General features: G+C 68.2%; 27 protein-coding genes. 14 read left to right on the top strand and 13 right to left on the bottom strand.

Going from position 1 to position 25,879, the window contains the following annotated elements:
- Nucleotides 1–85 precede the first annotated feature (85 nt).
- Entirely contained in the window at nucleotides 86–583 is a 498-nt protein-coding gene (locus tag AC0VYP_RS16835; RefSeq protein WP_285756975.1) for an RDD family protein, read from the top strand.
- 74 nt (nucleotides 584–657) lie between these two features.
- Here the strand turns inward: AC0VYP_RS16835 and AC0VYP_RS16830 are convergent, their stop codons facing one another.
- The 9 genes from AC0VYP_RS16830 to AC0VYP_RS16790 all read right to left on the bottom strand — a co-directional run bounded on the left by AC0VYP_RS16830 (nucleotide 658) and on the right by AC0VYP_RS16790 (nucleotide 10,896).
- Nucleotides 658–1,389, bottom strand: coding sequence for a DUF4191 domain-containing protein (locus tag AC0VYP_RS16830; protein WP_285756974.1), 732 nt, complete (start codon nucleotides 1,387–1,389; stop codon nucleotides 658–660).
- 77 nt (nucleotides 1,390–1,466) lie between these two features.
- Complete coding sequence (gene lipA / locus AC0VYP_RS16825) at nucleotides 1,467–2,411, bottom strand: lipoyl synthase (protein ID WP_285756973.1); 945 nt, start codon at nucleotides 2,409–2,411, stop codon at nucleotides 1,467–1,469.
- A 54-nt stretch (nucleotides 2,412–2,465) separates the two neighbouring features.
- Nucleotides 2,466–3,167 carry a lipoyl(octanoyl) transferase LipB gene (gene lipB, locus AC0VYP_RS16820; protein WP_285756972.1) on the bottom strand — a complete coding sequence of 234 codons (702 nt, stop codon included), beginning with the start codon at nucleotides 3,165–3,167 and terminating at the stop codon, nucleotides 2,466–2,468.
- A 23-nt stretch (nucleotides 3,168–3,190) separates the two neighbouring features.
- A complete protein-coding gene (locus tag AC0VYP_RS16815; RefSeq protein ID WP_285756971.1) occupies nucleotides 3,191–4,087 on the bottom strand; it encodes a TIGR01777 family oxidoreductase in 897 nt (298 codons plus the stop codon).
- A gap of 356 nt (nucleotides 4,088–4,443) precedes the next feature.
- Nucleotides 4,444–5,910 (bottom strand): 2-oxoglutarate dehydrogenase, E2 component, dihydrolipoamide succinyltransferase, encoded by a 1,467-nt coding sequence (sucB, locus tag AC0VYP_RS16810; protein ID WP_475470630.1) that lies wholly within the window; start codon nucleotides 5,908–5,910, stop codon nucleotides 4,444–4,446.
- 11 nt (nucleotides 5,911–5,921) lie between these two features.
- Nucleotides 5,922–7,301: a dihydrolipoyl dehydrogenase gene (lpdA, locus tag AC0VYP_RS16805; protein ID WP_285756969.1), complete on the bottom strand. Its 1,380-nt coding sequence runs from the start codon at nucleotides 7,299–7,301 to the stop codon at nucleotides 5,922–5,924.
- Between the two features lie 88 nt (nucleotides 7,302–7,389).
- Complete coding sequence (locus AC0VYP_RS16800; protein ID WP_475470628.1) at nucleotides 7,390–8,886, bottom strand: leucyl aminopeptidase; 1,497 nt, start codon at nucleotides 8,884–8,886, stop codon at nucleotides 7,390–7,392.
- Between the two features lie 271 nt (nucleotides 8,887–9,157).
- Nucleotides 9,158–9,889 carry an adenosylcobinamide-GDP ribazoletransferase gene (locus AC0VYP_RS16795; RefSeq protein ID WP_475474269.1) on the bottom strand — a complete coding sequence of 244 codons (732 nt, stop codon included), beginning with the start codon at nucleotides 9,887–9,889 and terminating at the stop codon, nucleotides 9,158–9,160.
- A 35-nt stretch (nucleotides 9,890–9,924) separates the two neighbouring features.
- Nucleotides 9,925–10,896: a bifunctional adenosylcobinamide kinase/adenosylcobinamide-phosphate guanylyltransferase gene (locus AC0VYP_RS16790; RefSeq protein WP_285756967.1), complete on the bottom strand. Its 972-nt coding sequence runs from the start codon at nucleotides 10,894–10,896 to the stop codon at nucleotides 9,925–9,927.
- Nucleotides 10,897–11,121: 225 nt separating this feature from the next.
- Between AC0VYP_RS16790 and AC0VYP_RS16785 the strand changes: the two genes are divergently transcribed.
- Nucleotides 11,122–11,334 carry a hypothetical protein gene (locus AC0VYP_RS16785; RefSeq protein ID WP_475470627.1) on the top strand — a complete coding sequence of 71 codons (213 nt, stop codon included), beginning with the start codon at nucleotides 11,122–11,124 and terminating at the stop codon, nucleotides 11,332–11,334.
- A gap of 61 nt (nucleotides 11,335–11,395) precedes the next feature.
- Here AC0VYP_RS16785 and AC0VYP_RS16780 read toward each other — a convergent pair whose 3' ends face one another.
- Both AC0VYP_RS16780 and AC0VYP_RS16775 read right to left on the bottom strand, forming a co-directional pair.
- A complete protein-coding gene (locus AC0VYP_RS16780; protein ID WP_285756965.1) occupies nucleotides 11,396–12,400 on the bottom strand; it encodes an aldo/keto reductase family protein in 1,005 nt (334 codons plus the stop codon).
- A gap of 48 nt (nucleotides 12,401–12,448) precedes the next feature.
- Nucleotides 12,449–13,045, bottom strand: a complete 597-nt coding sequence (locus AC0VYP_RS16775; RefSeq protein WP_285756964.1) for a DUF3043 domain-containing protein — start codon at nucleotides 13,043–13,045, stop codon at nucleotides 12,449–12,451.
- Nucleotides 13,046–13,202: 157 nt separating this feature from the next.
- On the opposite strand from AC0VYP_RS16775, the gene AC0VYP_RS16770 reads away from it, so the two are divergent.
- The 7 genes from AC0VYP_RS16770 (at nucleotide 13,203) to AC0VYP_RS16740 (ending at nucleotide 18,925) form a co-directional block, all read left to right on the top strand.
- On the top strand, nucleotides 13,203–13,967 hold the full coding sequence (locus AC0VYP_RS16770; RefSeq protein ID WP_475470625.1) for a PspA/IM30 family protein: 765 nt from the start codon (nucleotides 13,203–13,205) through the stop codon (nucleotides 13,965–13,967).
- Nucleotides 13,964–14,248 carry a PspA-associated protein PspAA gene (pspAA, locus tag AC0VYP_RS16765; RefSeq protein ID WP_285756962.1) on the top strand — a complete coding sequence of 95 codons (285 nt, stop codon included), beginning with the start codon at nucleotides 13,964–13,966 and terminating at the stop codon, nucleotides 14,246–14,248. The genes AC0VYP_RS16770 and pspAA overlap by 4 nt, the downstream gene beginning before the upstream one ends.
- Nucleotides 14,249–14,459: 211 nt before the next feature.
- Complete coding sequence (gene htpX, locus AC0VYP_RS16760; protein ID WP_475470624.1) at nucleotides 14,460–15,377, top strand: zinc metalloprotease HtpX; 918 nt, start codon at nucleotides 14,460–14,462, stop codon at nucleotides 15,375–15,377.
- A 37-nt stretch (nucleotides 15,378–15,414) separates the two neighbouring features.
- Complete coding sequence (gene pspAB / locus AC0VYP_RS16755; RefSeq protein WP_285756960.1) at nucleotides 15,415–15,993, top strand: PspA-associated protein PspAB; 579 nt, start codon at nucleotides 15,415–15,417, stop codon at nucleotides 15,991–15,993.
- A gap of 102 nt (nucleotides 15,994–16,095) precedes the next feature.
- Entirely contained in the window at nucleotides 16,096–17,199 is a 1,104-nt protein-coding gene (locus AC0VYP_RS16750) for a glycerate kinase family protein (RefSeq protein WP_475470622.1), read from the top strand.
- Between the two features lie 221 nt (nucleotides 17,200–17,420).
- Nucleotides 17,421–17,774: an iron-sulfur cluster insertion protein ErpA gene (gene erpA, locus AC0VYP_RS16745; RefSeq protein WP_475470621.1), complete on the top strand. Its 354-nt coding sequence runs from the start codon at nucleotides 17,421–17,423 to the stop codon at nucleotides 17,772–17,774.
- A 176-nt stretch (nucleotides 17,775–17,950) separates the two neighbouring features.
- Nucleotides 17,951–18,925, top strand: a complete 975-nt coding sequence (locus AC0VYP_RS16740) for a carbohydrate kinase family protein (RefSeq protein ID WP_285756957.1) — start codon at nucleotides 17,951–17,953, stop codon at nucleotides 18,923–18,925.
- Between the two features lie 46 nt (nucleotides 18,926–18,971).
- Here the strand turns inward: AC0VYP_RS16740 and AC0VYP_RS16735 are convergent, their stop codons facing one another.
- The gene (locus AC0VYP_RS16735) at nucleotides 18,972–19,745 is read right to left on the bottom strand and encodes a DUF2470 domain-containing protein (protein ID WP_475470620.1); all 774 of its coding nucleotides are present in this window, start codon (nucleotides 19,743–19,745) and stop codon (nucleotides 18,972–18,974) included.
- 73 nt (nucleotides 19,746–19,818) lie between these two features.
- On the opposite strand from AC0VYP_RS16735, the gene rpsD reads away from it, so the two are divergent.
- The gene (gene rpsD, locus AC0VYP_RS16730) at nucleotides 19,819–20,430 is read left to right on the top strand and encodes a 30S ribosomal protein S4 (protein WP_285756955.1); all 612 of its coding nucleotides are present in this window, start codon (nucleotides 19,819–19,821) and stop codon (nucleotides 20,428–20,430) included.
- 100 nt (nucleotides 20,431–20,530) lie between these two features.
- Here rpsD and AC0VYP_RS16725 read toward each other — a convergent pair whose 3' ends face one another.
- Nucleotides 20,531–20,767, bottom strand: a complete 237-nt coding sequence (locus tag AC0VYP_RS16725) for a sulfurtransferase TusA family protein (protein ID WP_285756954.1) — start codon at nucleotides 20,765–20,767, stop codon at nucleotides 20,531–20,533.
- Nucleotides 20,768–21,177: 410 nt separating this feature from the next.
- Between AC0VYP_RS16725 and ctaC the strand changes: the two genes are divergently transcribed.
- The 4 genes from ctaC (at nucleotide 21,178) to AC0VYP_RS16705 (ending at nucleotide 25,841) form a co-directional block, all read left to right on the top strand.
- On the top strand, nucleotides 21,178–22,122 hold the full coding sequence (gene ctaC / locus AC0VYP_RS16720) for an aa3-type cytochrome oxidase subunit II (protein WP_432707401.1): 945 nt from the start codon (nucleotides 21,178–21,180) through the stop codon (nucleotides 22,120–22,122).
- Nucleotides 22,122–23,810, top strand: coding sequence for an aa3-type cytochrome oxidase subunit I (gene ctaD / locus AC0VYP_RS16715; RefSeq protein WP_285756953.1), 1,689 nt, complete (start codon nucleotides 22,122–22,124; stop codon nucleotides 23,808–23,810). The genes ctaC and ctaD overlap by 1 nt, the downstream gene beginning before the upstream one ends.
- 11 nt (nucleotides 23,811–23,821) lie before the next feature.
- Nucleotides 23,822–24,247 (top strand): cytochrome c oxidase subunit 4, encoded by a 426-nt coding sequence (locus AC0VYP_RS16710; protein ID WP_285756952.1) that lies wholly within the window; start codon nucleotides 23,822–23,824, stop codon nucleotides 24,245–24,247.
- 259 nt (nucleotides 24,248–24,506) lie between these two features.
- Nucleotides 24,507–25,841, top strand: a complete 1,335-nt coding sequence (locus AC0VYP_RS16705) for a L,D-transpeptidase (protein WP_475470618.1) — start codon at nucleotides 24,507–24,509, stop codon at nucleotides 25,839–25,841.
- Nucleotides 25,842–25,879: the final 38 nt, after the last annotated feature.

The raw sequence follows: 25,879 nt of genomic DNA, 5'->3' as shown, positions 1-25,879 counted from the left end.
TCAGGGTCAAGACTTCCCCATGTTGACGATCGTCCACGGTAGACCCGGTAAGGGGCCCTGAAGAGTCGCCAGTACCGTGGATGCCATGGGTGATGCAGGTGGCCGCGACGGCCGCGCCGGGACTTTCGGACCCGGAGACGCGGACGAGACGCAGTTCGAGTACAGGGGCAACCGGCTGGGCCGGCCGGAGAGCGGTTCCGGTTCGGTGCCGGGATTCGGTCGCCGGGTGGTCGCCCTGATCATCGACTGGCTGTTGGCGAGCCTGCTCGCCTCCGCCTTGTTCGGCGCACCCTCGGTGTTCGCACCGGCTCCGGAAGGCGGGACGCCCCCCAGCGCGGCCCTGCTGCCCGTCGCGGTGTTCGCGGTGATGGTCATCGTGCTGCTCACCCTGTTCGGCACCACCGCGGGCAAACTGCTGACCGGGAGCGGGCTTGCCGCCACCGGCGAGCGGGCGCTGCCCTGGCCGGTCGCGATGATCGTGCGCACCGTCCTACTCTGCCTTGTCGTCCCCGCGGTCGTCTACGACCGCGATCAGCGTGGCCTCCACGACCGCCTGGCCGGCACCATCAGCGTCCGCCTCTGAAAGAAGCGCTCCGCGCCGACGAGAACGGCCCCTGTGCACGTGCTGCACAGGGGCCGAGAAGTTGCTGTGGCGAGTCAGCGGTTCTGCTTGGGCGGCTTGGGCATCTTCACGCCCTTGGGCATCGGGCCCCGCGGGGTCTGGACGGCTGCCGGCATTGCCTTGAGCCGGTAGCGCAGCTCCGCCACCCGCGGCTTGTCCAGGTTGCGCGGCAGCTTCAGCATCCGCTTCTGCAACTCCGAGACCTTGACCTGACCGTCGCCGTTGCCCACCTGCACGTCGTAGATGGGGGTGTCGTAGGCGACCCGGGAGACGCGCTTGCGCTCCGCGGCGATCAGCTGCTTGAGCCGATGGGGGTCGCCCTCGCCGACCAGCACCACTCCGGGCCGGCCCACCGCGCGGTGCACGATGTCCATGCTGCGGTTGGCGTTGACGCCGGGCTCGACGGTCCAGTCGCCGCGCATGTTCTGCAGGATCGCCATTCCCGCCCCCAACTGGCCGTCCAGCATCTTGTACTGGACCTGCTGGGCACTGCGCGTGAAGACGATGAAGCCGGCCAGCAGGCCGATGCTGATGCCCAACGGGATCGCGAACAGGAGACTGCCGGTGAAGAAGCCAATCAGGACGGCCAGCAGCACGATCCCCAGCCCGATCGCCACGGCGATCGGGATGCTCCTGGGGCTCTGCTGCCGCACGACCTTGGCGACCATGCGGAGCTGTTTGATTCTGCCGGGCGGCTTCTCAGCGCCGTCCGTGCCCTGGGCGTCGGTCGCCGGGCCGGTCTGGGTGTCCTTGGGCTTTTTCGCCATGTCCCCAGGATAGGGCGAATCGGAGCGCATACGTGAAACGGCAGCCCCTGGGCTGCCGTTTCAGGTTGATCACGTTGTCAGGACTGGGTGGGGACCGCGGCTTCCCGCTTCTCGATCGCCTGCTTGTACAGCCGTCCCGCACGGTAGGAGGAACGTACCAGCGGACCCGACATGACCCCCGCGAAGCCGATTTCCTCGGCTTCCTTGCCGAGGTCGGCGAACTCCTGCGGCTTCACCCAACGGTCGATGGGGTGGTGCAGCTTGGAGGGGCGCAGATACTGCGTGATCGTGAGCAGATCGCAACCCGCCTCGTGCAGGTCGCGCATCGCCTGGCTGATCTCCTCGCGCTCCTCGCCCATGCCCAGGATCAGGTTGGACTTGGTGACCAGACCGTCCTCGCGGGCACGGGTGATCACTTCGAGGGAGCGCTCGTAGCGGAAACCCGGTCGGATGCGCTTGAAGATGCGCGGCACCGTCTCGATGTTGTGCGCCAGCACCTCCGGGCGCGACCCGAAGACTTCGGCCAACTGCTCAGGGTCGGCGTTGAAGTCGGGGATCAACAGTTCGACACCGGTGCCCGGGATGAGCTCGTGGATCTTGCGGACCGTCTCGGCGTACAGCCAGGCCCCGCCGTCGTCGAGGTCGTCGCGGGCGACACCGGTGACGGTGGCGTACTTGAGCTCCATCTTGCGTACCGACTCGGCGACCTTCAGGGGTTCGCGCCGGTCCAGGGGGCTGGGCTTGCCCGTGGCGATCTGGCAGAAGTCGCAGCGCCTGGTGCAGGAGTCGCCACCGATGAGGAAGGTTGCCTCGCGGTCCTCCCAGCACTCGTAGATGTTGGGGCAGCCGGCCTCCTGGCACACCGTGTGCAGGCCCTCGCTCTTGACCAACGAGTGGAGCTCGGTGTACTCCGGCCCCATCTTCGCCTTGATCTTGATCCACGGCGGCTTCTTCTCGATGGGAGTCGCGCTGTTGCGGGCCTCGACACGCAGCAGCTTGCGTCCCTCAGGAGCGATGCTCAACGCGGTCTTCCTTTCCTTCACCCCTCGTGGGGGTCCACTCGGTGCGCATGGGGATCAAGCGTCCGCGAACTCGGGGAGCGCGGGCCGACCGTGGGCGCTGCTGTAGGTCGGCGCGCCCAGCGCTGCGGCCAAATGGCGCCGGGTCGGCTCCAGGACGTCGTCCACACCGACGGTGCGCCCCAACTCCGCGGAGAGGGAGGTGACACCGGCGTCGGAGATTCCGCACGGGACGATCCGGTCGAACCACGACAAGTCATTGTCGCAGTTCACTGCGAATCCGTGCATCGCGACCCCGCGGGAGACGCGGCAGCCGATCGCCGCGATCTTGCGTTCGATGAGCCCCCGCTCGGGCGCGGCGTCCAACCACACTCCGGTGCGCCCCGGCACCCGCTTGCCGACCAGACCGAATTCGCTGATCAGGCCGATGATCGCGTCCTCGAGCATGCGCACGTAGGCGACGACGTCCATCGGATCGGCGAGTTTGACGATGGGGTAGGCGGTGAGCTGGCCGGGGCCGTGCCAGGTGATCTTGCCGCCGCGGTCGATGTCAACGACAGGTGCACCGGGGTCGCTTTGCGGCCGGTCCCAGGGGCCGGTGCGCTTCCCCGCGGTGTAGACGGGTTCGTGCTGCAACAGCAGCACGGTGTCCGGCAGTTGGTCGGCGACACGGCGCCTGTGGAGCTGCCGTTGAAGCTCCCAGCCCTCCTCGTAGGGGACCGGTGCCTCGCCCAACCACTGATACAGGAGCTCGCTCACGCGTTCCACCTTACGCCCCGGCGCTACCGGCCGAGGATGGCGGTCAGCGCGCTTCCGGCGTCGGGATTGTGGAAGGAATAACCTGAGTCCAGCAGGCGTTTCGGGCGCACTCGCTGGCTGACCAAAGCGGCTTCGTCGGCAAATCCGCCCAGTGCCGCACGCATTGCGAACCCCGGCACCGTAAGCGCGGTGGGGCGCCCCAGAATGCGGCCGATCTCCCTGGTGTAGGCCGCATTGGTCACCGGCTCGGGACCGGTGAGGTTGACCGCACCGGTGATGTCGGGCCGCTCCAGCAGAAAACGCAGGGCACCGACCTCGTCGGCGAGTGAGATCCAGCTCATGTACTGGCGTCCGCTGCCGAGCCGGCCGCCCAGCCCCGCCCTGAAAAGCGGGAGGACGGTGCCCAGCAGGCCGCCCGAGCGTGCCAGGACCAGACCGGTGCGGGCGTGGGCCACCGAGATCCCCGCCTCCTGCGCGGGGGCGGTGGCTGCCTCCCAGTCGGCCGTCACATCGGCGAGGAAGCCGCGTCCGCGCGGTGCCCCCTCGGTGACGGCCTCGTTTCCGGTGTCACCGTAGAAACCGATGGCCGAGCCGGACACCAGACGTGCCGGCGGGGTGGCCATGCCGGCCAGTGCGGTGGCCAATGTCTCGGTGCCCACGGTGCGGCTTTCCCGGATCAGTCGCTTGCGCGCGTCCGTCCACCTGGCCGGCCCCAGAGAGGCCCCGGCCAGGTGTGCCACCGCCTCCACCCCCGCAAGCCCCTCGGTGTCCACTGTGTTGCCCTCGGGGTCCCAGCGGACCTCGGCCATGGTGTGCGGTTGTCTGCGGACCAAGTGCACGACGTCGTGGCCGTCTGCGGTTAGGGAGCGGCTCAGTTCCGAGCCGATGAGCCCGGAGGCCCCGGTGATCGCGATCCTCATGACCCAAGAGTTACCCCGAGACGGGGAGAGAACGCGCCAGGGCGCGCCCCAGCGGAGAAAACCTAAAGGTTTTCCATGGATCCGTCACACGCGGTACCAGGGATGAACTACGCTGAGTATTAACGGAGATGCGGGGTGTGAAGAAATTCCCCCGGGTCTTCGACGGTCGCCCGTAGCGCGCACGGGCGCACACAGACCTTTGGTGGTGGGGATCACCAGGGGATGATGGTGGGGTAAAAAGTGTGGCGGCACCCGTATAAGGGTGCCGCCACACTGCTTTTCCGCGAGTCCTCACCGAACCGGTTCGGATACGGTCCGCGCTGCCCCGCCCGCACGGCGGACGGGGCAGAGGGGGGTCAGGCCAGGCCCAGCTCCGCCTCGAACGCGCCTTCCTCCAGGCGCTCGCGCACGTCACCGAGGAACCGCGCCGCGTCGGCACCGTCGATCAGACGGTGGTCGTAGCTCAGCGCCAGGTACACCATCGAGCGAACCGTGATGACCTCGCCCAGCTGCGGGTCGTCCACCACGACCGGGCGCTTGACCACGGTCCCGGTGCCCAGGATGCCCACCTGCGGCTGGTTGATGATCGGGGTCTCGAAAAGCGCACCGTCGCCGCCGGTGTCGGTCAGCGTGAACGTGCCGCCGCTCAGTTCATCGGGGTTGAGACCGGCGGTGTGGGCGCGCTCGTTCAGGTCGAAGACCTTGCGGGCCAGGCCACCGAGGTTGAGGTCACCGGCGTCCTTGATCACCGGCGCCAGCACACCGCGCTCGGTGTCCACGGCGATCGCCAGGTTCTCGATGCTGTGGTACGTGACCTCGGTGCCTTCAATGACGGCGTTGAGCTTGGGGTGCACCTTCAGTGCCTCGACCGTGGCCAGCGCGAAGAACGGGAAGAAGCCCAGTTCGACACCCTCGCGGGACTGGAACGCCTCGGCGGCCTGGTCACGCAGCCGGGCGATCTTGGTGACGTCCACCTCGATCACCTGGGTGAGCTGGGCGGAGACGCGCAGCGACTCCACCATCTGCTCGGCGATGGTCTGGCGCAGTCGGGACATGGTCTCGGTGCGACCGCGCAGGCTGGTGTCGGCGGGGCCGCTGCGACGGGGAGCCGCGGACGCGGCGGCGGGGGCGGCCGGGGCGGCGGTGCGCTGCTCGCGCTGCTTGCGCGCAGCGTCCTGGACGTCCTGCTTGCGGATGCGTCCGCCCACTCCGGTGCCTTCCACCGCGGACAGGTCCACGCCCTGTTCGGAGGCGAGCTTGCGCACCAGCGGGGTCACGTAGGCGTCGGTGTCGGTCCCCGACACCTGGCCGGTGCCGCTGAGCGTCTCCAGATCCACCGGGGGCAGGTCGTCCTCGCGCTTGGCGGAGCGGGCTGCGGGGGCCGGGGCGGGAGCCGGCTCAGGAGCGGGAGCGGCCTTGGGGGCCGGCTCGGGTTCGGGGGCCGGCTCGGGCTCGGGCTCCGGTTCCGGTGCGGCCTCGGGCGCGGGCTCGGCCTGGGCTTCGCCGGCCTCGCTGATGACGGCGATCTCGGCACCGACATCGACCGTCTCGTCCTCGGCGACCAGGATCTTGGTCAGCACACCCGAGACCGGCGAAGGGATCTCGGTGTCCACCTTGTCGGTGGAGACCTCGAGAAGGGGCTCGTCGGCCTCGACAGTGTCGCCTTCCTTCTTGAGCCATTGGGTGACAGTGCCCTCAGAGACGCTTTCGCCCAGCGCGGGCATGGAAATAGAAGTTGACATTTGTCCCTCTTGTATGAACTGTGTCGCAAGGCTGGAAAACGGCAGCGGGCGGGCCCTGGACTGGGCCCGCCCGCTGCCCACGGCGGGGAAAACTAGTCGTGGACGTGCAGCGGCTTGCCCGCCAGTGCGAGGTGGGCCTCACCGAGGGCCTCGGACTGGGTCGGGTGGGCGTGGATCAGCTGCGCGACCTCGGAGGGCAGGGCCTCCCAGTTGTAGATCAGCTGTCCCTCGGTGATCAGCTCGCCGACCCGGCTGCCGACCATGTGGACGCCGATGACGGGTCCGTCCTTCTGCGCGATGAGCTTGACGGCGCCCTGGGTCTGCAGGATCTGGCTCTTGCCGTTGCCGCCCAGGTTGTAGACGAACTCGGTGGTCTCGATACCGCGCTCGGCCGCGGTCGCGGAGGTGATGCCCACAGAGGCGACCTCGGGCTCGGAGTAGGTGACCCGCGGGACGCCGTCGTAGTCGATGTTCACCGGGTTGAGCCCGGCGATGTGCTCGGCCACGAAGATGCCCTCGGCGAAGCCCACGTGCGCGAGCTGGAGGGTGGGGATGAGGTCGCCCACGGCGTAGATGTTGCCCACGCCGGTGTGCAGGTTCTCGTCCACCTTGACGAAGCCGCGCTCCAGCTGGACCCCGGCCTCTTCGTAGCCCAGGCCCTCCGAGACCGGGCCGCGGCCGACGGCGACCAGCAGCAGCTCGGCCTCGACGGTCTTGCCGCCCTTGAGGGTCAGGCTGACACCGGAGTCGGTGGTCTTGACGCTCTCGAACGGGGTGCCGAGCTCGTACTTGATGCCGCGCTTGCGGAAGGCGCGCTCCAGCAGCTTGGAGCTGGACTCCTCCTCGACCGGGACCAGGTGCGGAAGAGCCTCGACGATGGTGACCTCGGCGCCGAAGGAGCGCCACACGCTGGCGAACTCCACGCCGATCACGCCGCCGCCCAGCACGATCACGGACTCGGGGACGCGGTCGAGCTTGAGCGCGTCGTTGCTGGAGATGATCTTCTCGCCGTCCAGCTCCAGCCCCGGCAGGGTGCGCGGCTTGGATCCGGAGGCCAAGATGATGTTGGCGCCCTCGTAGACCTTGCCGTCCACGGTCACCTGGTTCTCGGCGGTGAGCTTGCCCTCGCCCTCCACGATGGTGATCCCGTGCGCCTTGAGCAGGCCGCCCAGGCCGCGGTGCAGGCCGCTGACGACCTTGTCCTTGTACTTGTGCACCCCCTCGACGTCGATCGACTCGAAGGTGGCCTTGACGCCGAACTTCTCGCTCTCGCGGGCGCTGTCGGCGACCTCGGCCGCGTGCAGCAGTGCCTTGGTCGGGATGCATCCGTAGTGCAGGCAGGTGCCGCCGAGCTTGTCCTTTTCGACAAGGGCGACGCTCAGGCCCAGCTCGGAGGCGCGGATGGCGGCCGCGTAGCCGCCGCTGCCGGCGCCGAGGATGACGAGGTCGAATGTGCCGCCGCTCTCACTCACGGGAAGGACACTCCTTGGTTGTTTCGGTGCTTTCAGGCGGACCGTTGACGGGGCCGGACACATCGGGCGCGCCCGGCCGTCTTGCTTTCTACCAGTTCCCGGCGTAGGACTCGGCAATGCGCACGAGGGTGCGCGTAGCCGAGCCGGTTCCGCCCTTGGGGGTGTAACCGTGCGGGCCGGCACTGTTGAAGGCCGGTCCGGCGATGTCGAGGTGAGCCCACTTGACGCCCTCGGCGATGAACTCGTTGAGGAAGATCCCGGCGCTGAGCATTCCGCCCCAGCGCTCGCCCGCCACGTTGGCGATGTCGGCGACGGACGAGTCCAGGCCCTTTCGGAGTTCGACGGGAAGCGGCATCGGCCAGGCGGCCTCGCCTGCCTCGGCCGCGGCGTCGGCGACCCGCGCGCGCACGTCGTCGTCGTTGGCCATGATTGCGAACACCCGGGTCCCGAGCGCGACCAACTGCGCACCGGTGAGGGTGGCCACGTCCACGATCAGGTCGGGGGCGTCCTCGTGCGCGCGCACCAGGGCGTCGGCCATGACCAGACGGCCCTCGGCGTCGGTGTTGAGCACCTCGACGGTCTTGCCGCCGTAGATGGTCAGGACGTCGGAGGGGCGCTGCGCGGTTCCGCTGGGCATGTTCTCGGCGATGGCGAGGTATCCGACGACGTTCACCGCGGGCCGCAGTGCGGCGATCGCGCGCAGTGCGGCCAGGACCGAGGCCGCGCCACCCATGTCGGACTTCATCCAGTCCATGGAGGCCGCGGGCTTCAGCGACAGGCCGCCGGAGTCGAAGGTGATGCCCTTGCCCACGAAGGCGATCGTCTTGGCGGCGTCGGGATGGGTGTAGGACAACCGCACCAGGCGGGGCGGATTGGCCGACCCCTGGCCGACGCCGACAATGCCTCCGTAGCCGCCCTCGGCCAACGCCTGCTCGTCGAGGGTCTCGACGGCGAGACCGCTTTCGCGGGCCACCTCCTCGGCGATTCCGGCGAAGTCCTCGGGGTTCAGGTCGGCGGGGGCCGTGTTCACCAGGTCACGGGCCAGATTGACCGAAGAGGCCAGCACCTCGGCGCGGTTCACCGCCTCGGCGGCGCCGTCGGCGGTGCTGACCACGGAGACCGACTCGGCCGGGGAGTCGGTGGCAGAGGTGCGGTAGCGGTCGAAGGAGTAGCCGCCAAGAAGTGCGCCCAGCGCGATCGCCCCGGTCTGCTCGGCGCTTTGGGCCGGCAGTGCGAGGACGATCCGGGACTTGCCGGCCAAGGAGCGCAACGCGGTGCCGGTGGCGCGGGCCAGGGTGTCGGCGGTGACGCTCTCGCCCTCAACGGGGGCGTCGCCCAGGCCGACCGCCACGACGAGGGGGCTCTTGACGGCACCCAGAGCAGGGATGGTGTTCACCTCCTCCAGGGCTCCGGTGGCTCCCAGCAGAGCCAGGGCCCGGCCGAGTCCGCCGGTGAAGGCGGAGTTGACGTCGTGAGCGCCCGACGCGGGCTCCGGGCCATCGGCCCCGGAGTGGTAACCGACGACTACCGCGTTGACGTCGAGCGAACTTGGGGACTCGGTGATGACTGCCAGCGACGTGCTCACGACCTCGATGCTAGTCCTTGCCACGTGCGGCTGGGGACGCGCCTCCCTGGTCGGGCACAAAACCGCCCAAGGATTCCCGGAAGGAGTCAAGGCGCTGAAAACACCTGTTCGCCCCCGTGCCAGGGGTCGTACACGGTGCTGGGAGCGCGGTGCAGCCCCCTGCGCCGCCGATTCTGCGGGGTGGTGCGGCCCTACCGTCCGCCGTCGGCGTCGCCGGGGGCGGGTGTGAAGAAATGTGAGACTGACTACAGCCGGGTGGCGCAAGGGCTGTTCAGCTCAGGGAGGCGGCGGTGACCAACAGCGCAGTCGTCGTCGCGGTCTCGGTCAGGGCGCCCAGGACGTCGCCGGTGATCCCGCCGAGGCGGCGCCGGGTATGGCACAGCAGCACCGCGGCGGCGACCAACCCCAGCAACAGCGCAGGTACGAACCCGGGGCGGGCCAGCAGGCAGCCAGCCACCACTGCCGCACTGACCAGGGTCGCCGCCCACGGGGCGACGCTGCCGGCCACGAACGAGCCCAGACCCTCGGAGCGTGCCGCGGGCACTCCCCGTACACACGCCCAGGTGATGGCCAGACGTCCCGAGAGCAGGCCGGTTCCCAAGGCCAGCGCTGCTGTGAGTGCGCCCGACTCGACGACGGAAGCCAGGGCGAGCACCTGGACCAGCACGGTCATCACCAGGGCGACCACGCCGAACGGGCCGATGTCGGACCGTCGCATGACGGCCAAAGCGCCTTCAGGAGGTCGGCCACTGCCCAAGCCGTCGGCGACGTCGGCCAGCCCGTCCAGGTGCAGCCCCCGGGTAAGTACCGCCAACGCACCCACGGCCAGCACCGATGCCAACAACGGGTCCAGCCCCACGGTCAGGGCCGCGGCCAGGACCACTGCGCAGAGCCCCCCGAGCAGTACCGCTACCAGCGGCGCCAGAGCCATCGCCCAACCGGCGACCACACGGTCCACCCGGACGACCCGGACCGGGATGGCGGTCAGGGTGCCCACGGCCATGCGGGCCCCGTCCACCGCGTCGCGGACCACCGGCGTCACGGCAGCTGCACCACGCGCCCGGCCGTCGCCAGGACGACTTCCTCGCATTCGGCCGACAGCAGCTGGTTGAGTCGCCCCAGCCAGTCGCGGAACACCCCGCCGCTCGTCGTCGCCGGGACGACGCCCGAGCCGACCTCGTTGGTGACCGCCACCACGTAGGCGTCGCATCGACGCCAAACGGCGACGAGTTCGTCGATCCGGGCGGCCAGCCGGTCCTCGGCGTCGCCGGGGGCCTCCTCGTCCCACATCCCCAGTTCCGCCATCGTCCCCGACAGCCACGTGCCCACACAGTCCAGTAGCACCGCGCCGTCGGCCTGCGCCAGTACCTCCACCGCGTCCAGGGTCTCGGCGGTGCGCCACCACGTCGGGCGCCGCTCCTGGTGGGCGGCCACCCGTTTGGCCCAGGCGGGGTCGTCGTCGGGTGCGGGCCCGGTGGCCAGGTAGAGGACGTCGGGCTCGCCGAGCAGCCGCCGTTCGGCCTCGGTGGACTTGCCCGAGCGCGCGCCCCCGGTGATCAGGACCCGGTACGGCCCGCGCACCCGAGGCGGCGGCCAGGTTGCGGGCGGACAGGTGAGGTCCTGGCCGTCGGAGGGGGCCAGCGCTCCCCACAGTCGTGCCCGGCGTGCGAACTCGGCGGGGGAGTGCACCCGGTGGTCGCCGCCCACCGCCACCACGGCGGTGGTGAAACCCACGACCCCGGCACGACGCAGCGCTCCGATGGTCTCCGGAGCCCCCGCTGCATCCACCAGGGCCAGGTCCACCTGATGTTCGGGGACCGGAGTGCCGGGGGCGCCGATGTCCCGGGGCGGCTCGGCGGGGGCTCCGGGGCTGGCATACAGCAGTCGGCCTCCGTCGGCCCCGTCCACCCGGGTCCCGTAGACGGTCTCGACCAGGGAGTATCCGGCTGGCAGATGACGGGGGAGCGGCCCGTCGGGGCCGGTCAGCGTGAACGCGTCGTCAACGGTCACCCTGACCGGTAGGCGCCGGTTGTGTGACGCGCGGTTGCAAGAGGCACAACGGCAATTGGGAGCAGGCCAACCGGACGGGCCCGCTGTGCCGGAGAGACGGATTCGCACGTGCGACAGTTAACCCCATACCCGGTGCCGAGCGCTTGTTCGGCCGGGATCCGGTTTCTCACCCCCGGTGCTGGATAGGCTCCCTGGTGACCGACTCGGCCCAGTGAGAGGTAGTCCATGGCGTGGAGCTGGCGGTACGAGAGAGCCGACGGAACGGTCCTTGCCGACCCGAACACGGCCCTGCCCCAAGAGATGCTGTCGTCCAAGGGCGACGCCGAGAGCTGGCTGGGCGAGAGCTGGCGTGAACTCCGGGCGGAGGGCGTCGAGCGCGTGACACTGCTGGAGAACGACGCGGTGATCTACACGATGAGTCTCAGCGAGGACTCCTGAGCGCTGGACGCGGTCATCGGGGTGCGGGCGGTCGCTTCACGGGCGGCCCGCACCGGGCTTTCTAGCGCTGCGCCTCAGGGCTCTGCGTCAGCGCGGGGTCGCGCTGGACGGAGTCGCCCAGCAGTTCGTCGATCCGGGCGAGCAGCCCGGCATCGAGCCGGACCCCTGCCGCCTGGACGTTGTCGCGCACCTGCTCGGGCCGTGAGGCGCCGACGATCGCCGAGGACACGTTGGGGTTCTGCAGGACCCACGCCACCGCGAGCTGGGCCTGGGTCAGCCCGGCTTCCGCAGCCAATCCGGACAGTCCCTGAACCCTGGTGAGCAGCTCCTGATCGTCCAGGAAGCGCTTGATGAACCGCGCACCCGATTTCTCGTCGGTGCCCCGTGACCCCGCGGGCGGGGCCTGGCCCGGCGGGTACTTGCCGGTCAGTACCCCCTGGGCGATCGGGGACCACACGATCTGTCCGAGGCCGCCGCGCTCGCTCGCCGGCACGACCTCGGACTCGATGACCCGCCACAGCATGTTGTATTGCGGCTGGTTGGACACGGGGCGCTGTAGCCCCAGCGCGTCAGCGATCGCCAGAGCCCGCTCGATCTCCTCGGCGCGCCACTCCGACACTCCGATGTAGAGCACCTTGCCCTGGCGGACCAGGTCGTCGAAAGCGCGAAGGGTCTCTTCGAGCGGTGTGCCGTGGTCGAACCGGTGCGCCTGGTAGAGGTCCAGGTAGTCGGTGCCCAGCCGGCGCAGCGAGTCCTCGACGCCGCGCACGATGTGCTTGCGGGACAGGCCGCGGTCGTTACGGCTTTCGCCCGTCGGCCAGAACACCTTGGAGAAGATCTCCAGGCCGTCACGGCGCTGCCCCTTCAGGGCCCGGCCCAGCACCTCCTCGGCCCGGCCCCCCGCGTAGACGTCAGCGGTGTCGAAGGTGGTGACGCCCTCGTCGAGGGCGGCGTGTACGCAGGCCACCGCTGACTCCTCCTCGACCTGGGACCCGTGGGTGATCCAGTTGCCGTAGGAAATCTCACTGACGACCAGGCCGCTGCTGCCAAGATGACGAAACTCCATACCCCGAACTCTAGGGCGCAGGGTTCTCGAAAACCCGGTCGGCCCAGATCAGCGGTGTTTCGAGAGGAATTCGTCGCCGGGCTTCACCCGCGGCTTGGGCAGGCGCAGCTTGCGGATCTGAAGCTGGCGCATCACCGCGTACATGCCTGCGCCGCGCACGTTCTTGGTCTCGTTGGGGTACTGCTTGGCGATCATCGCCTTGACCCGGCGGGCCGTGAAGATGCCCTCGGTGATCATGGTGACGATCATCAGCGGCCACACCACGTAGGTGGCGCCCAACTGGAGTTCTGGGATCGGCAGGAACAACAGCACGATGATGGCCAGCGAGAAGTACAGGAAGAACTCGCTGATGCTGCGCCGGGAGTCCACGTAGTCGCGGGCCAGGGCCCGCACAGGGCCCTCGTCCTGCGGCCGCGTGTAGGGATCGGTTGATCCCTTGCTCAGTCCGGCGCGCTCTCGCTGCATCCGGCGGCGTTCCCGCTCGCGGTACTGCTTATAGGCTTCTTTGCGAGTCTGGGGCGCGCTGAGCGGCCTGCGGAGGTTGTTGGCGGACTCACTGCGCTTGGGCGTGGGGGCCGCTTTCTTGTCGGAGACACCCTTACCGCTGGGCGCTTGACCGGCCTCGGAACTAGCGGAGCTGCTCATAACCTGCTCTTGGGATGCTGGGGCGGAGCGACGTCGGAACACTCCATCAGGGTAACCGGTTCGCGCTTCATGGCGACCTCTTGCCATAGCGCGTAGGGTTGGCTAGAGCGCCCGCTGGGAACAGCCGATACGGACCGAGAAGAGGACGGCCACGCCAATGAGCGTGTTTCAGCGACTTTCCATGATCTTCAAATCCAAGGCCAACAAAGCCTTGGACTCAGTCGAGGACCCTCGCGAGACTCTCGACTACTCGTACCAGAAGCAGTTGGAACTGCTGCAGAAGGTCCGGCGAGGGGTGGCCGATGTAGCCACCTCGCGCAAGCGGGTCGAACTCCAGATCCAGCAGTTGGACCAGCAGGCCAACAAGCTGACCAACCAGGGACAGGCCGCTCTGGGGCAGGGCCGTGAGGACCTTGCCCGAGAGGCCCTCACCCGCAAGTCGGGACTGCAGTCCCAGATCGACGGCCTGCGCGCGCAGCACGAGCAGTTGCAGGGCGAGGAGCAGAAGCTCACCCTGGCCGCTCAGCGCCTTCAGGCCAAGGTCAACTCCTTCCGTACCCGCAAGGAGACCATCAAGGCCACCTACACCGCTGCGCAGGCACAGGCGCAGATCGGTGAGGCGTTCTCCGGCATCTCCGAGGAGATGGGTGACGTCGGCCTGGCGGTCCAGCGAGCCGAGGACAAGACCGCCGAGATGCAGGCGCGCGCGGGCGCCGTCGACGAGCTCCTGGCCTCCGGTGCGCTCGACGACGTCTCCGGTGCGCCCCGCGACGACATTCAGGCAGAGCTCGACCGCATGGCCAGCACCACGGGTGTAGAGGCCGAGCTCGAGCAGATGAAGCGTCAGCTCGGCGGCGGCGGAGCGTCCACCCCGCAGATCGAAGGCGGCAACGCCTCTGGTCAGCAGGGGGGGAACGCGTGATCGTCCGCATCATGGGCGAAGGGCAGCTCGACCTGTCCGATGCCGACCTCGAACTGCTGAACTCTTTCGACCGCACCCTCGAGGACGCGATCGAGTCCGGCAGCGAGGAGAACTTCCGTGGCGCGCTGCACGACCTGTTGCAGAAGGTCCGTGAGGGTGGCAAGCCGCTGCCCGCGGACTCCTTGGCGCCGTCGCAGTTCATCCTGCCCCCGGCGGACGCCAGCATGGACGAGGTCCGTCAGATGCTCGGCGACGAGGGACTCATCCCCGACGTCGGCTAGACGGCCCCGAAGGCGTTACCCCTGACGGTCCGGCTCACGGCCGCCGCGACATCGCGTCGCGGCGGCCGTTGCGTTTTCGCCTCCGGGTCGTGACCGGCCGGATGGAACCGTTGGAGCAGCGGCGCGCTCTAACCAGAATCCAACTTTTTCCACCTAAGCTTCGCTGGTAGCTGGGTATTTCCCACCAGCGGATCCGGCGAAAGGCGAAGCCGTGGCAGGCAGCAAGTTCATTCCCGACCGGGGGCTCACCACCCGGATGGTCCTGACGATGTCGATCCTCGTCCTCGTCTACATTGCCTTCGTGGTCGCCCTGGTCCTGGTGGGGATGCCTGTGTGGCTGGTCGGCCTCATCGTCGTGGGCTTCGCCCTCTTCCAGTACTTCTCCTCCGCCAAGATCGCCCTCTACGCGATGGGTGCCCACGAGGTCACCCCGCAGGAGGCGCCCGAGCTGCACGCCGTGGTCAACCGGCTGTGCGCGCTGGCCGACATGCCCAAACCCAAGGTCGCCATCGCCCGCACCGATGTGCCCAACGCCTTCGCCACGGGCCGTAACGAGAAGAGCGCGGTGGTCTGCGCCACCACCGGGTTGATGCGCCGCCTCGACAACGAGGAACTGGAGGCGGTGCTGGCCCACGAGCTGTCCCACGTGGCGCACCGCGACGTCATGGTGATGACGATCGCGGGCTTTCTCGGGATCGTGGCCGGTTTCCTCACCCAGATGGGGCTGCGCGTCGCGGTCTTCGGCGGGGGCGGCCGCAACAACAACGGCCCCAGCCCGGCCATGATCGCGCTGCTGGTGGTCGTGGTCAGCGCGATCGTGTGGGCGCTCAGCTTCGTGCTGACCCGCGCTCTCTCGCGCTACCGCGAGCTGTCGGCCGACCGTGCGGCGGCCTATCTCACCGGACGCCCCTCTGCACTGGGCAGTGCGCTCACCAAGATCACCGGGGACATGGCCCGAATTCCCACCGACGACCTGCGCAAGGCCGAACCCTTCAACGCCTTCTTCTTCACCCCGGCGTTCTCCAAGAAGGGCGTCAGCATCAGCTCGATCTTCGCCACCCACCCCCCGGTCGAGCAGCGACTCGCCCAGTTGGCCGGGATCTCCCGTCATCTGGGAACCGGAGCCTGAGCCCATCGAAGCCCGAACCAGAAAAGGACCCTGATCCGTGAGCTTCCTCAGAGCACTGCTGGGCCGCTCCAAGCCGGCCAAGCCCAACCTCGACCAGTTGTTCGGGTTGCCGTCATCGGCCGTGACGTTGGAGGCCACGTCGGAGTTCGCACCCACCGGTTCGGGTTCGGTGGCCTTTCGGGCAGCGGAGGGAAAGGCGTTCGCCACCCTTCAACAGGAGGTGACCGAACTCCTCAACGCCGACGGCGGGCCCGCGGTGGAGCCGGTCCAGGACGAGTACGGCTACACATGGCTGGTCCTGCGCACCGATCCCGGGGAATCCACCGGGATCAGCGACCTGGTCACCGATCTGCACGCCGTCAACTCAAGTCTGGAGAGCGCAGGGTTCGGGCCGTCGTTGCTGTGCTCGTTGGTGACGTTCGCCGACGCGCGGGGGCGCAAGTTCGCCCTGGTCTACCTGTACAAGCGCGGCACCTTCTACCCGTTCGCGCCCCAGGGGAAGGCCAACCGCGACACGGCACTGGAGCTGCAGATCGCCGCGCTGATCGGCGACGACCTCGCCATCGAGCAGGACAAGTCGCGCTGGTTCCCGGTCTACGGAGCCCCCGGCCTCTGAAGCCACTGCCAGATTTCCGCAATGCGGACTTCTGTTACCGATAGGCGAACGGAAACCGCTTGCCGGCTCGCCGATCCGGCGTGAGTTGGGCACACTGGTGGGGTGCGTATCGTTATTGCTCCTGACAAGTTCGCCGGCACCCTGACCGCTGTAGAGGCGGCAGAGGCCGTTGCCGAAGGCTGGCACTCGACCGCTCCCGGAGCCGGCTGCGAGCTGGTCCCCCTCTCCGACGGCGGTCCCGGTTTCGTCGGGGTCCTGCACTCCGCTCTCGGCGGAGCCCTCGTGGACGCCCAGGTGACCGGCCCCCTGGGCGACCCGGTAGAGGCCCGTTACCTCCTGGTGGACGACACCGCTTACGTGGAGAGTGCGCTTGCCTGCGGACTGGACCAGATCTCTCCGCAACAACGCGATCCCGGGGTGACCTCGACCCGCGGTGTGGGGGAACTCCTCGCCCACGCCATCGACCGCGGAGCGACGACCGTGGTCGTCGGTCTGGGCGGCAGCGGTACCAACGACGGCGGGGCCGGTCTGCTCGCCGCTCTCGGAGCAGAGCCGGCAGCCGCACTGGGCGGGGGCGGGGCAGCGCTAGTCGACCTCCAAGGCGAGGTTGACCTCGCGCCGGCGCGCGCTCGCACCCGTGGTGTACGCCTCATCGCCGCCACCGACGTTGACAACCCGCTCCTTGGGATCAGCGGTGCCAGTGCGATCTTCGGCCCGCAGAAGGGTGCCGACCCCGATCAGGTGCAGCGCCTGGACGCAGCACTCACCGCCTTCGCCGCGAAGACCGATCCCGAAGGCGATCTGCACTCCACCCCCGGAGCCGGAGCGGCCGGTGGCCTGGGCTACGCCCTGCTCCTGCTCGGAGGGCGGGTCGAATCGGGAGTCGAGCGCGTGTTGGCCGCGGTCGGTCTGGACGCGCTCGTGGCCGATGCCGATCTCGTCGTCACCGGCGAGGGGTCGTTCGACTCGCAGTCCTTGCGCGGCAAGCTCCCACAGGGCGTCGCGACAACGGCGGCCAGGCACGGCGTCCCCTGCGTGGTCCTGGCCGGGCGGATCGCGGTGGGCCGAGCCGAGGCGGCGGCCGCCGGGATCACCGAGACCTACTCCCTCGTGGAGTCGGCCGGTTCGGTCGAGGCGGCATTGTCCCGCTCCGCGGAGGAGCTGCGCCGCCTTGCGGGACAGGTCGCCAAGCGTTGGGACCGCTGAAGGGAGCCCCGAGGAGCGGTAGAGCGTTCCCGCGGGAGGGCGCGGCCCGCCGAACAGGGCCGTGATGGCGAGAACGCCGGTGACGACCTACCCTGGTAGCAAGCATGAAGGCGCTACCGCGCCGCACAGACGTGGAATGCACGCGTGGACCTCGACGTTGGCACGTCTGAGGTATCCAGGCCGCCGGGGCGGCGGCCGCCCCATTTTGGAGGATTCAGCAGATGACGGTTCAGAGCGAGGCCAGCACCGCACAGGGGATTGTCCTGACCGACGAAGCCGCGGGCAAGGTCAAGGCACTCCTTGAGCAGGAGGGCCGCACCGACCTTCGACTGCGTGTGGCCGTCCAGCCCGGTGGGTGCTCGGGCCTGCGGTACCAGCTCTTCTTCGACGAGCGCGAGCTCGATGGCGACGTGGTCGTTGACTTCGACGGCGTCGGTGTCGTCACCGACCGCATGAGCGCTCCCTACCTCACGGGCGCCACCATCGACTTCGTCAACACCATCGAGAAGCAGGGCTTCACGATCGACAACCCCAACGCCACCGGTTCCTGCGCCTGCGGCGACTCCTTCAACTAGGGGTCGCGCCGAGCGCTCGGACCGTCCACGGGGCCGACACAGCACTGCTGTGTCGGCCCCGTCGGTTTTCGTCCCGATGGCGGGCGGGACTGACGCCGTGCCCGCGCCTGGGTACCCTGGAACCCGTTTTCGCCTAACCGGATCATTCATCCCTTGACGCCAAGGAGCCCCCCGCAGTGCGCATCGCGGTTACTGGATCCATCGCCACCGACCACCTGATGACCTTTGAGGGGCGCTTCGCAGAGCAGCTCATCGCCGACCAGTTGGAGCAGGTCTCCCTCTCCTTCCTGGTTGACGAGCTGGAGGTGCGCCGAGGCGGCGTCGCCGCCAACATCAGCTTCGGGCTGGGCTGCCTGGGCCTGCGCCCCCTCCTCGTCGGGGCCGCCGGCGCCGACTTCACCGAGTACGCCGCCTGGCTCGAGCGCCACGGGGTGGACGTCTCGGGTGTGCACATCTCCGAGATCAAGCACACCGCCCGGTTCGTGTGCACCACCGACGCGGACCACAACCAGATCGCCTCGTTCTACGCCGGGGCGATGTCCGAGGCGCGCAACATCGAACTGTGGCCGCTGGCCCAGCGCACGGACGGACTCGACCTCGTGCTCGTCGGGGCCAACGACCCCGAGGCGATGGTGCGCCACAGCGAGGAGTGCCGGGCCCGCGGGCTGGCCTTCGCGGCCGACCCCTCCCAGCAGCTCGCCCGGATGGATGGCGATTCGGTCCGTAGCCTGATCAAGGGCGCGGCCTACCTGTTCACCAACGAGTACGAGAAGGCGCTGGCCGAACAGAAGACCGGGTGGACCGAGGACGAGATCCTGGCCATGGTGGGCACGCGGGTGACCACGCTGGGCGGCAAGGGGGTGCGGATCGACCGCACGGGCGAGCCGTCCCTGCACGTTCCCGCCGCCGAGGTGGACGAGCGTGTCGACCCCACCGGTGTGGGCGACGCCTTCCGTGCCGGGTTCCTGGCCGCTACCGCGTGGGGTCTGAGCCTGGAGCGCTGTGCCCAGGTCGGCAACGCCGTGGCCGCGCACAGCCTTGAGGTGGACGGTCCGCAGGAGTACCGGCTGAACGCCGCGAGCCTCGTCGCGCGTGTCTCGCGCTCCTACGGCGAGGCCGCCGCGGCCGAGGTTGAGGCAGCACAGGTCTGATCCACCTCCCTGCCGGGGGCCGCGCAGGCCCCGGCAGGGCCGGGTCCTAGCGGGTGACCTCCCGGTGGGCGAGCAGGTCGTGCAGCGCGCGCTCCAGGTCGCAGGGGGCCGTGGCGCAGGAGCTCCATGGGAGCCGAACCAGCACGGGTCGGCGGCTGAGATAGGGCTGCACCCATAGCGTCGCCCCGTGCGCGTCCAGTTCCCACAACCAGGCCGAGCCCTCGGGGGCGTTGGGCACGTGCCGCAGTGCGGCACCGAGTTCGTCCCGATGGCAGTCGTTGACGTGGCCGATCAGCGATTCGGCCGTCTCCACCAAGGGGTCGGCGGCTGCTTCCAGGTAGGCGCCGCCGTCGATGACCCCCGAGTCGTCGTAGGTGTCGTAGATCACCATTGCCGGTTCGACCCGTGCGAGAAGCGGTGTCCGGGGTGTGGGATCATGGTTGACTGCGGCGAGCAGCTCGTCATCGGGGACTTGTTCCCAGATGGCAAGAGCGGCCTCGCGGCGCTCACCTGCGGGGACTACTGACACCCAACCCTCGCACCACAGGCGGGCGCGTACAGTGGGTGTCTGACCCACATGCCTGAGCGCGGAGAGATCGACGCTGATCGCAAGGTCGGCGCATCCGTGCCGGGTCTCCCTGAGCACTTCGTGCAGCGGGTGGCCCTCGTCGATGAGCAGAACCGCGCGACCGGCATGATCGACTGCCCCGCGCACGCTGAAACGCGTGCCGGGATCGTCTGCCAACGCCGCTGTGGTCGGGGTCGCCGTGGCGGCAAGGGAACGGACCCGTTCAATCGCGGACGGGCTGGGCTGTCGCATGACACCTCCTAGACTTAGGCAAGCCTTACCTAGGATTCCCGTTTTTGCAAGAGACCGAAAACGGAGGACTTGAATGCGCTACACCGGACCGAAGGTGCGGTTGTCCCGGCGCGCCGGTACCCCGCTGACCCGTAAGGCGGTCAGCTACTTCGAGAAGCGGCCTTACCCCCCGGGTGAGCACGGCCGTCGCGTTCGTCGCTCCACCAGCGACTACGCCGTTCGCCAGGCGGAGAAGCAGAAGCTGCGCTGGTACTACGACCTCTCGGAGAAGCAGCTCGCTCGCATCTACGAGAACGCGAAGAAGCGCCCTGGGCGTACCGGTGAAGAGATCATCGCCGAGCTGGAGCTCCGTCTCGTGACGGTTGTTCTGCGCGCCGGCTTCGCGGCGTCCATCTACGCCGCGCGCCAGTTCATCAACCACGGGCACGTGACCGTGGACGGCAAGAAGGTTGACATCCCCTCGTACCAGGTCAAGCCGGGCCAGATCATCGGAGTGCGCGAGAAGTCGCGTCAGATGGTCCCGTTCGTCGAGGCTTCCGAGGCCGTGCACGCCGACGACAAGATCGCCGGCTACCTGGCCGTCAGCCACAAGGACCTGCGCATCGCGGTCGTTGACCGCCCCAAGCGTGAGCAGGTTCCCGTGCCCTTCGACGAGCAGCTCGTCGTGGAGTACTACAACCGCTAACCGCGGGTGTGCCCAGGGGCCGCACGATCACGTCCACCGCGACGTTCGTGCGGCCCCTGCCGTGTCCGATGCCCTTGGTACGGACAAGGGCCGGCGCCGTCTAGTAGGTGCGCCGTATGTCGAACCTGCTCCCGCGTTCGAGGGGGACCTCGGCGACGAACTCCTGCATTTTCAGACGGCACCACGCAGGGATGTCGGCTTTGGCCGCAGGATCGTCCGCGGTCACCGCGATCACCGAGCCGATCGGGACCTCGCGCAGGCGGCCCGCCAGCATGATGATCGGGATCGGACACTTGCGTCCGATGGCGTCGATGGTCAGCAAAGGCTGCTCAGGCACCGCGAACTCCTTGTCGCATCAGGTCGTATCCCAATCTTTATCCCGGTCCGCGGCTAAAAGGCACCCGGTTAAGGGTCAGGTGAACACAGCGATACTCTCGCTTTAGCCCGCTTGTCGCCAGGGGAGACCCCGGCGGCGGTACGGCACCGCGGATGTGCTTTCGGGCACCGCAGAAGACGCTGCGGGTGTCGCAGCGCCTCGCCAGCGATGTTCGCGCGGACCCGGTACGGATCGGGCCGGCCGATATACGGCCAGGGCCGAACCACCTCGGGGTTCGCTACGCAACACGCTGACCTGCCGGACCCGTGATCAGTACCGCGGCCTGTCCGCGATAATGTTTCCGCTTGACACGCTTTGGATATACGACCGCCCGCGTCTCGCGCGGGCACTCACCGCTGGGAAGGCAATCCGTGAGTCCGACCCGCCATAGGAATCGGCGCCCCGCGCTGCGCCGATGGGCACCACGTGGCGCCGCGCTCGCCGCGCTGGGCATAGCCGCGACCGGCTGCGCGTCGAACGAGTTCACTCGTTTGGGTGTGCCGGAGCCGATCACCGAGCAGGCCGAGCGTGTCCTCACGCTCTGGCAGGGTTCGTGGGTGGCGGCGTTCGCGGTCGGCATTCTCGTATGGGGACTGATCATCTGGTCGGTGATCTTCCACCGCAAGCGCTCCGAGCAGCTGCCGCCGCAGGTGCGCTACAACATGCCCATCGAGGCGCTGTACACCGTCCTGCCGATGGTCGTCATCGCGGTGCTGTTCTACTTCACCGCCAAGGACCAGACCTACCTGCTGGAGACCGACGAGCCCGCCGACGTCTACGTCGATGTGAACGCCTTCCAGTGGAGCTGGAAGTTCGACTACTCCGACGCGCAGGATCAGCCGATCCTGGACACCGCCGGCGAGCAGGTCTCGGTTGCCGGCGTCCCCACCGTCACCACCGAGGACATGCCGGTCCTGGTGCTGCCGAGCGACAGCGTCGTGCACTTCGACCTGACCTCGCCCGACGTCATCCACTCGTTCTGGATTCCGTCGTTCGCCTTCAAGATGGACGCCATCCCCGGCCACCCCAACCAGTTCCAGGTCAAGGTGCTGCCCGGCGTCGAGGGCGACTACGCGGGCCGCTGTGCGGAGCTGTGCGGCGTTGACCACTCCCGCATGTTGTTCACCCTGCGGGTGGTCAGCCCCGAGGACTATCAGACCTGGCTCGAGGAGCGGCAGAACAACCCCGCCGCGCTTCCCACACCGGCCGGGCAGGAAGAGGGACAGGTGGACCAGGACGCGGTCATCGACCCCTCGCCCAGCCCCTCGCCGTTGACCTCTTCCGAGGCCGCAGTCGCCGAGGAGGACGACCAGTAATGACCACTACTGCCAATTCGACGACGGCCCCCAACCGGGTGGAAGCGCTGCGCCCCACCCGCAAGGGCTCGATCATCGTCAACTGGATGACGTCCACGGACCACAAGGTCATCGGGTACATGTACCTGATCACCTCGTTCGCGTTCTTCATCATCGGTGGCATCATGGCGCTGCTCATCCGCGCCGAGCTGATGTACCCCGGTATGCAGCTGATGACCAACGAGACCTACAACCAGCTGTTCACCATGCACGGCACGGTGATGCTGCTGATGTTCGCGACCCCGCTTTTCGTCGGGTTCTCCAACATCATGCTCCCGCTGCACATCGGCGCGCCCGACGTGGCGTTCCCGCGGATCAACCTCTTCGGGTACTACCTGTTCCTGTTCGGCAGCCTCATCGTGCTGAGCGGGTTCCTGACCCCCGGTGGCGCGGCCAGCTTCGGCTGGTTCGCCTACACCCCGTTGTCGGATGCCGTGCGCTCGCCCGGCATCGGCGGCGACCTCTGGATCCTGGGCCTGGCCGTCAGCGGTCTGGGCACCATCCTGGGTGCGGTCAACTTCATCACCACCGGCCTGTGCATGCGCGCTCCCGGTATGACCATGTTCCGGATGTCGATCTTCTCCTGGAACACGCTGCTCACCAGCGTGCTGGTGCTGATCGCGTTCCCGGTGCTCACGGCCGCCCTGATCGCTCTGGGCGCGGACCGCATGATCGGCACCCAGGTCTTCAACCCCGAGCACGGCGGCGCCATCCTGTGGCAGCACCTGTTCTGGTTCTTCGGGCACCCGGAGGTCTACATCATCGCGCTGCCGTTCTTCGGTATCGCGACGGAGATCCTCCCGGTCTTCAGCCGCAAGCCCATTTTCGGCTACAAGAGCCTGGTGGCCGCAACCATCGCGATCACCGGCCTCTCGGTGACGGTGTGGGCGCACCACATGTTCCCCACCGGCGCGGTGTTGCTGCCGTTCTTCTCGTTCATGTCGTTCCTCATCGCGGTGCCCACGGGCGTGAAGTTCTTCAACTGGATCGGCACCATGTGGCGCGGCCAGTTGACCTTCGAGACCCCGATGCTGTTCGTCGTGGGCTTCCTGGTCACGTTCCTCTTCGGTGGCCTGACCGGTGTGCTGCTCGCATCACCGCCCATCGACTTCCACGTCACCGACTCCTACTTCGTGGTGGCGCACTTCCACTACGTGGTGTTCGGCACGGTCGTGTTCGCGATGTTCGCCGGCTTCTACTACTGGTGGCCCAAGTTCACCGGCAAGATGCTCGACGAGAAGCTCGGCAAGATCCACTTCTGGCTGCTGTTCTTCGGCTTCCACGGCACCTTCCTGGTCCAGCACTGGCTGGGTGCGGAAGGCATGCCGCGTCGTTACGCCGACTACCTGCCCAGTGACGGGTTCACCGTGTTGAACCAGATTTCCTCGGTGGCGTCGTTCGTTCTGGGCGCCTCCACGCTGATCTTCTTCTGGAACATCTGGACCACGCACAAGAACGCGCCCAAGGTCGAGGTTGACGACCCCTGGGGCTACGGTTGTTCGTTGGAATGGGCCACCTCGTGCCCGCCCCCGCGGCACAACTTCACCTCGCTGCCCCGGATCCGGTCCGAGCGCCCCGCGTTCGACCTGCACCACCCGCACGCCGCCGCCCCCGGCGCGGTCGCGGCTTCCCCGGCAAGCACGGACTAGGGCGAGTCACCATGAAGATGCAGGCATATCTGTTCATCGGCGTCTCGACCTTCTTCGGTGGCGTCGCGGCCCTCTACGCCCTGTGGGCCTGGCTGGCCGAGGGCCACATCGAGTGGACCGGGACGGTCGCGCTTACCGTCTCGGTCGGCTTCGGCTGGATGATCGGCTTCTGGCTCTGGCAGTCCGCTCGTCACAGCGAGCGGTTCCACGGGCTTCCGCCGGAAGAGCGTCTGGACGGCGAGATCGACGAGAGCATCGGCGAGTACGGGTTCTTCAGCCCGCACAGCGTCTGGCCGCTGTTCGTCGCCATGGCGGTCGCCTTCACCGCGGTCGGCGTGGCCATCGGCTGGTGGATGGTGTTCATCGGGTTCTTCGCGATCATCCTGACCACCATCGGCTGGGTGTTCGAGTACTACCGCGGAGAGTTCCAGCACTAGGCGGTTCCGTACCAACCTGGGTCATGCCCAGGTGAAAAGCAGTCCACGACCCCGGCGGGTCGGGGTTTCCCTCCGGGGAGCCCCGACCCGCCGGGGTTATCGTCTTTTCGAGTGGTTCGGTGCCTTCGTCCAAGAAGACATCCGGTCCTTCGCGGGTCCCACCTTTTCTCGTTCCCGGTTCACCGAACTTTTCTGCTTCGTGCCACGTCCCAGGGACTGACACCCCACTGGGTCGGACTTGACGTTGGAGGTCGCACGCGTGAAAGGCAGCGCATCACCACTGGTAATCCGTCGGCTCGGGGCCGGACTGGCAGGAGCCGTCCTCTTTCTCGCTGCGGCGTGTTCCGGAGCGACGGAGCAGGAAGAGGGCAGCGGGGAGGCTGCGAAGTCCGCCCCGGTGAAGCTGTCCATCACTCCGGCCGCCGACGAGACCGGTGTCCGCCCCGACGCACCCGTCACGGTCACTGCGGGGGGAGGGACCATCTCCGACGTCACGGTCACCGTCGCGCCGGTCGGAGGCGACATCGAGGCGGAGGGGGTCCCGGAGGCCGCTCCCTCGCCTCCTGCCGCCGGATCCGACGCCTTCGATGCGGTGACCGGCACCCTCAACGAGGAGCGCACCGAGTGGACCAGCGACTGGACACTGACACCCGGAAGCGAAGTCACGGTCGTGGCCACCGGTGAGAACCCGGAAGGTGAGCAGAGCGAATCCACCAGCGCGTTCACCACCTCAGACACGCCCAACGGGAAACACCTGGAGGTCCAGTCCAACTTCCCCACGAGTGGTGACACCGTCGGGGTGGGGATGCCGGTGGTGGTCAACTTCGACCTGCCGGTGAGCAACAAGGCCCAGGTCGAGGCGGCCATGGAGGTCGTCTCCGACCAACCCGCCGAAGGTGCCTGGAACTGGTTCGGCGACCAGATGGTGGTGTTCCGTACCAAGGAGTACTGGACCCCCGGCCAGAAGGTCACCGTCAACATGCACCTGGCCGGCGTCAACGCCGCAGAGGGCGTGTACGGCGTGAAGAACCGTCAACTCAACTTCGAGGTCGGCCGCTCCCAGGTCAGCACGATCGACGACTCCTCCCACCGCATGGTGGTCGAGCGCGACGGCGAGCAGATCAAGGACTTCCCGATCAGCAACGGCGACGCCACTACCCGGGCCTTCACCACCACCTCCGGGGTACATCTGACGATGGAGAAGTACCAGCACCTCATCATGGACTCCGCCACCGTGGGCATCCCGCAGGGAAGCCCCGGCTATTACTACTTGGACGTCAACTACGCGGTCCGTGTCTCCAACAGCGGCGAGTTCACCCATGCCGCCCCGTGGAACTCCTCGCTGGGCCAGGCCAACCTGAGCCACGGCTGCACCAACATGAGCACCGAGGACGCCAAGTGGTTCTACGAGAACTCGCTCATGGGCGATCCGGTCGTCATCGAGGGCACCGACCGCGAGCTCGAGGTCGACAACGGTTGGGGCTACTGGCAGCGCTCCTGGGAGGAGTGGCTGGACAACAGCGAGACCGGCGAGGCCGACAAGACCGATGAGGCGGGCTCCCCCGGAAGCCCGCACGGTTCCGCCGAGCGGTAGTCGCTGCGCCACGAGGAAACCGCGTGCGATCGACGAAG

The sequence above is a fragment of the Nocardiopsis sp. iso_186 genome (assembly GCF_056173365.1).
This window is presented reverse-complemented; position numbering and strand designations above follow the sequence as displayed.

Bases quoted from the DNA above. Each gene is read 5' to 3' on its own strand.
- AC0VYP_RS16835 (WP_285756975.1), top strand. From the start codon at position 86: ATGGGTGATGCAGGTGGCCGCGACGGCCGCGCCGGGACTTTCGGACCC.
- AC0VYP_RS16830 (WP_285756974.1), bottom strand. From the start codon at position 1,389: ATGGCGAAAAAGCCCAAGGACACCCAGACCGGCCCGGCGACCGACGCC.
- AC0VYP_RS16815 (WP_285756971.1), bottom strand. From the start codon at position 4,087: ATGAGGATCGCGATCACCGGGGCCTCCGGGCTCATCGGCTCGGAACTG.
- AC0VYP_RS16795 (WP_475474269.1), bottom strand. From the start codon at position 9,889: ATGGCCGTGGGCACCCTGACCGCCATCCCGGTCCGGGTCGTCCGGGTG.
- AC0VYP_RS16785 (WP_475470627.1), top strand. From the start codon at position 11,122: ATGGCGTGGAGCTGGCGGTACGAGAGAGCCGACGGAACGGTCCTTGCC.
- AC0VYP_RS16780 (WP_285756965.1), bottom strand. From the start codon at position 12,400: ATGGAGTTTCGTCATCTTGGCAGCAGCGGCCTGGTCGTCAGTGAGATT.
- AC0VYP_RS16775 (WP_285756964.1), bottom strand. From the start codon at position 13,045: ATGAGCAGCTCCGCTAGTTCCGAGGCCGGTCAAGCGCCCAGCGGTAAG.
- AC0VYP_RS16770 (WP_475470625.1), top strand. From the start codon at position 13,203: ATGAGCGTGTTTCAGCGACTTTCCATGATCTTCAAATCCAAGGCCAAC.
- erpA (WP_475470621.1), top strand. From the start codon at position 17,421: ATGACGGTTCAGAGCGAGGCCAGCACCGCACAGGGGATTGTCCTGACC.
- AC0VYP_RS16735 (WP_475470620.1), bottom strand. From the start codon at position 19,745: ATGCGACAGCCCAGCCCGTCCGCGATTGAACGGGTCCGTTCCCTTGCC.
- rpsD (WP_285756955.1), top strand. From the start codon at position 19,819: ATGCGCTACACCGGACCGAAGGTGCGGTTGTCCCGGCGCGCCGGTACC.
- ctaD (WP_285756953.1), top strand. From the start codon at position 22,122: ATGACCACTACTGCCAATTCGACGACGGCCCCCAACCGGGTGGAAGCG.
- AC0VYP_RS16710 (WP_285756952.1), top strand. From the start codon at position 23,822: ATGAAGATGCAGGCATATCTGTTCATCGGCGTCTCGACCTTCTTCGGT.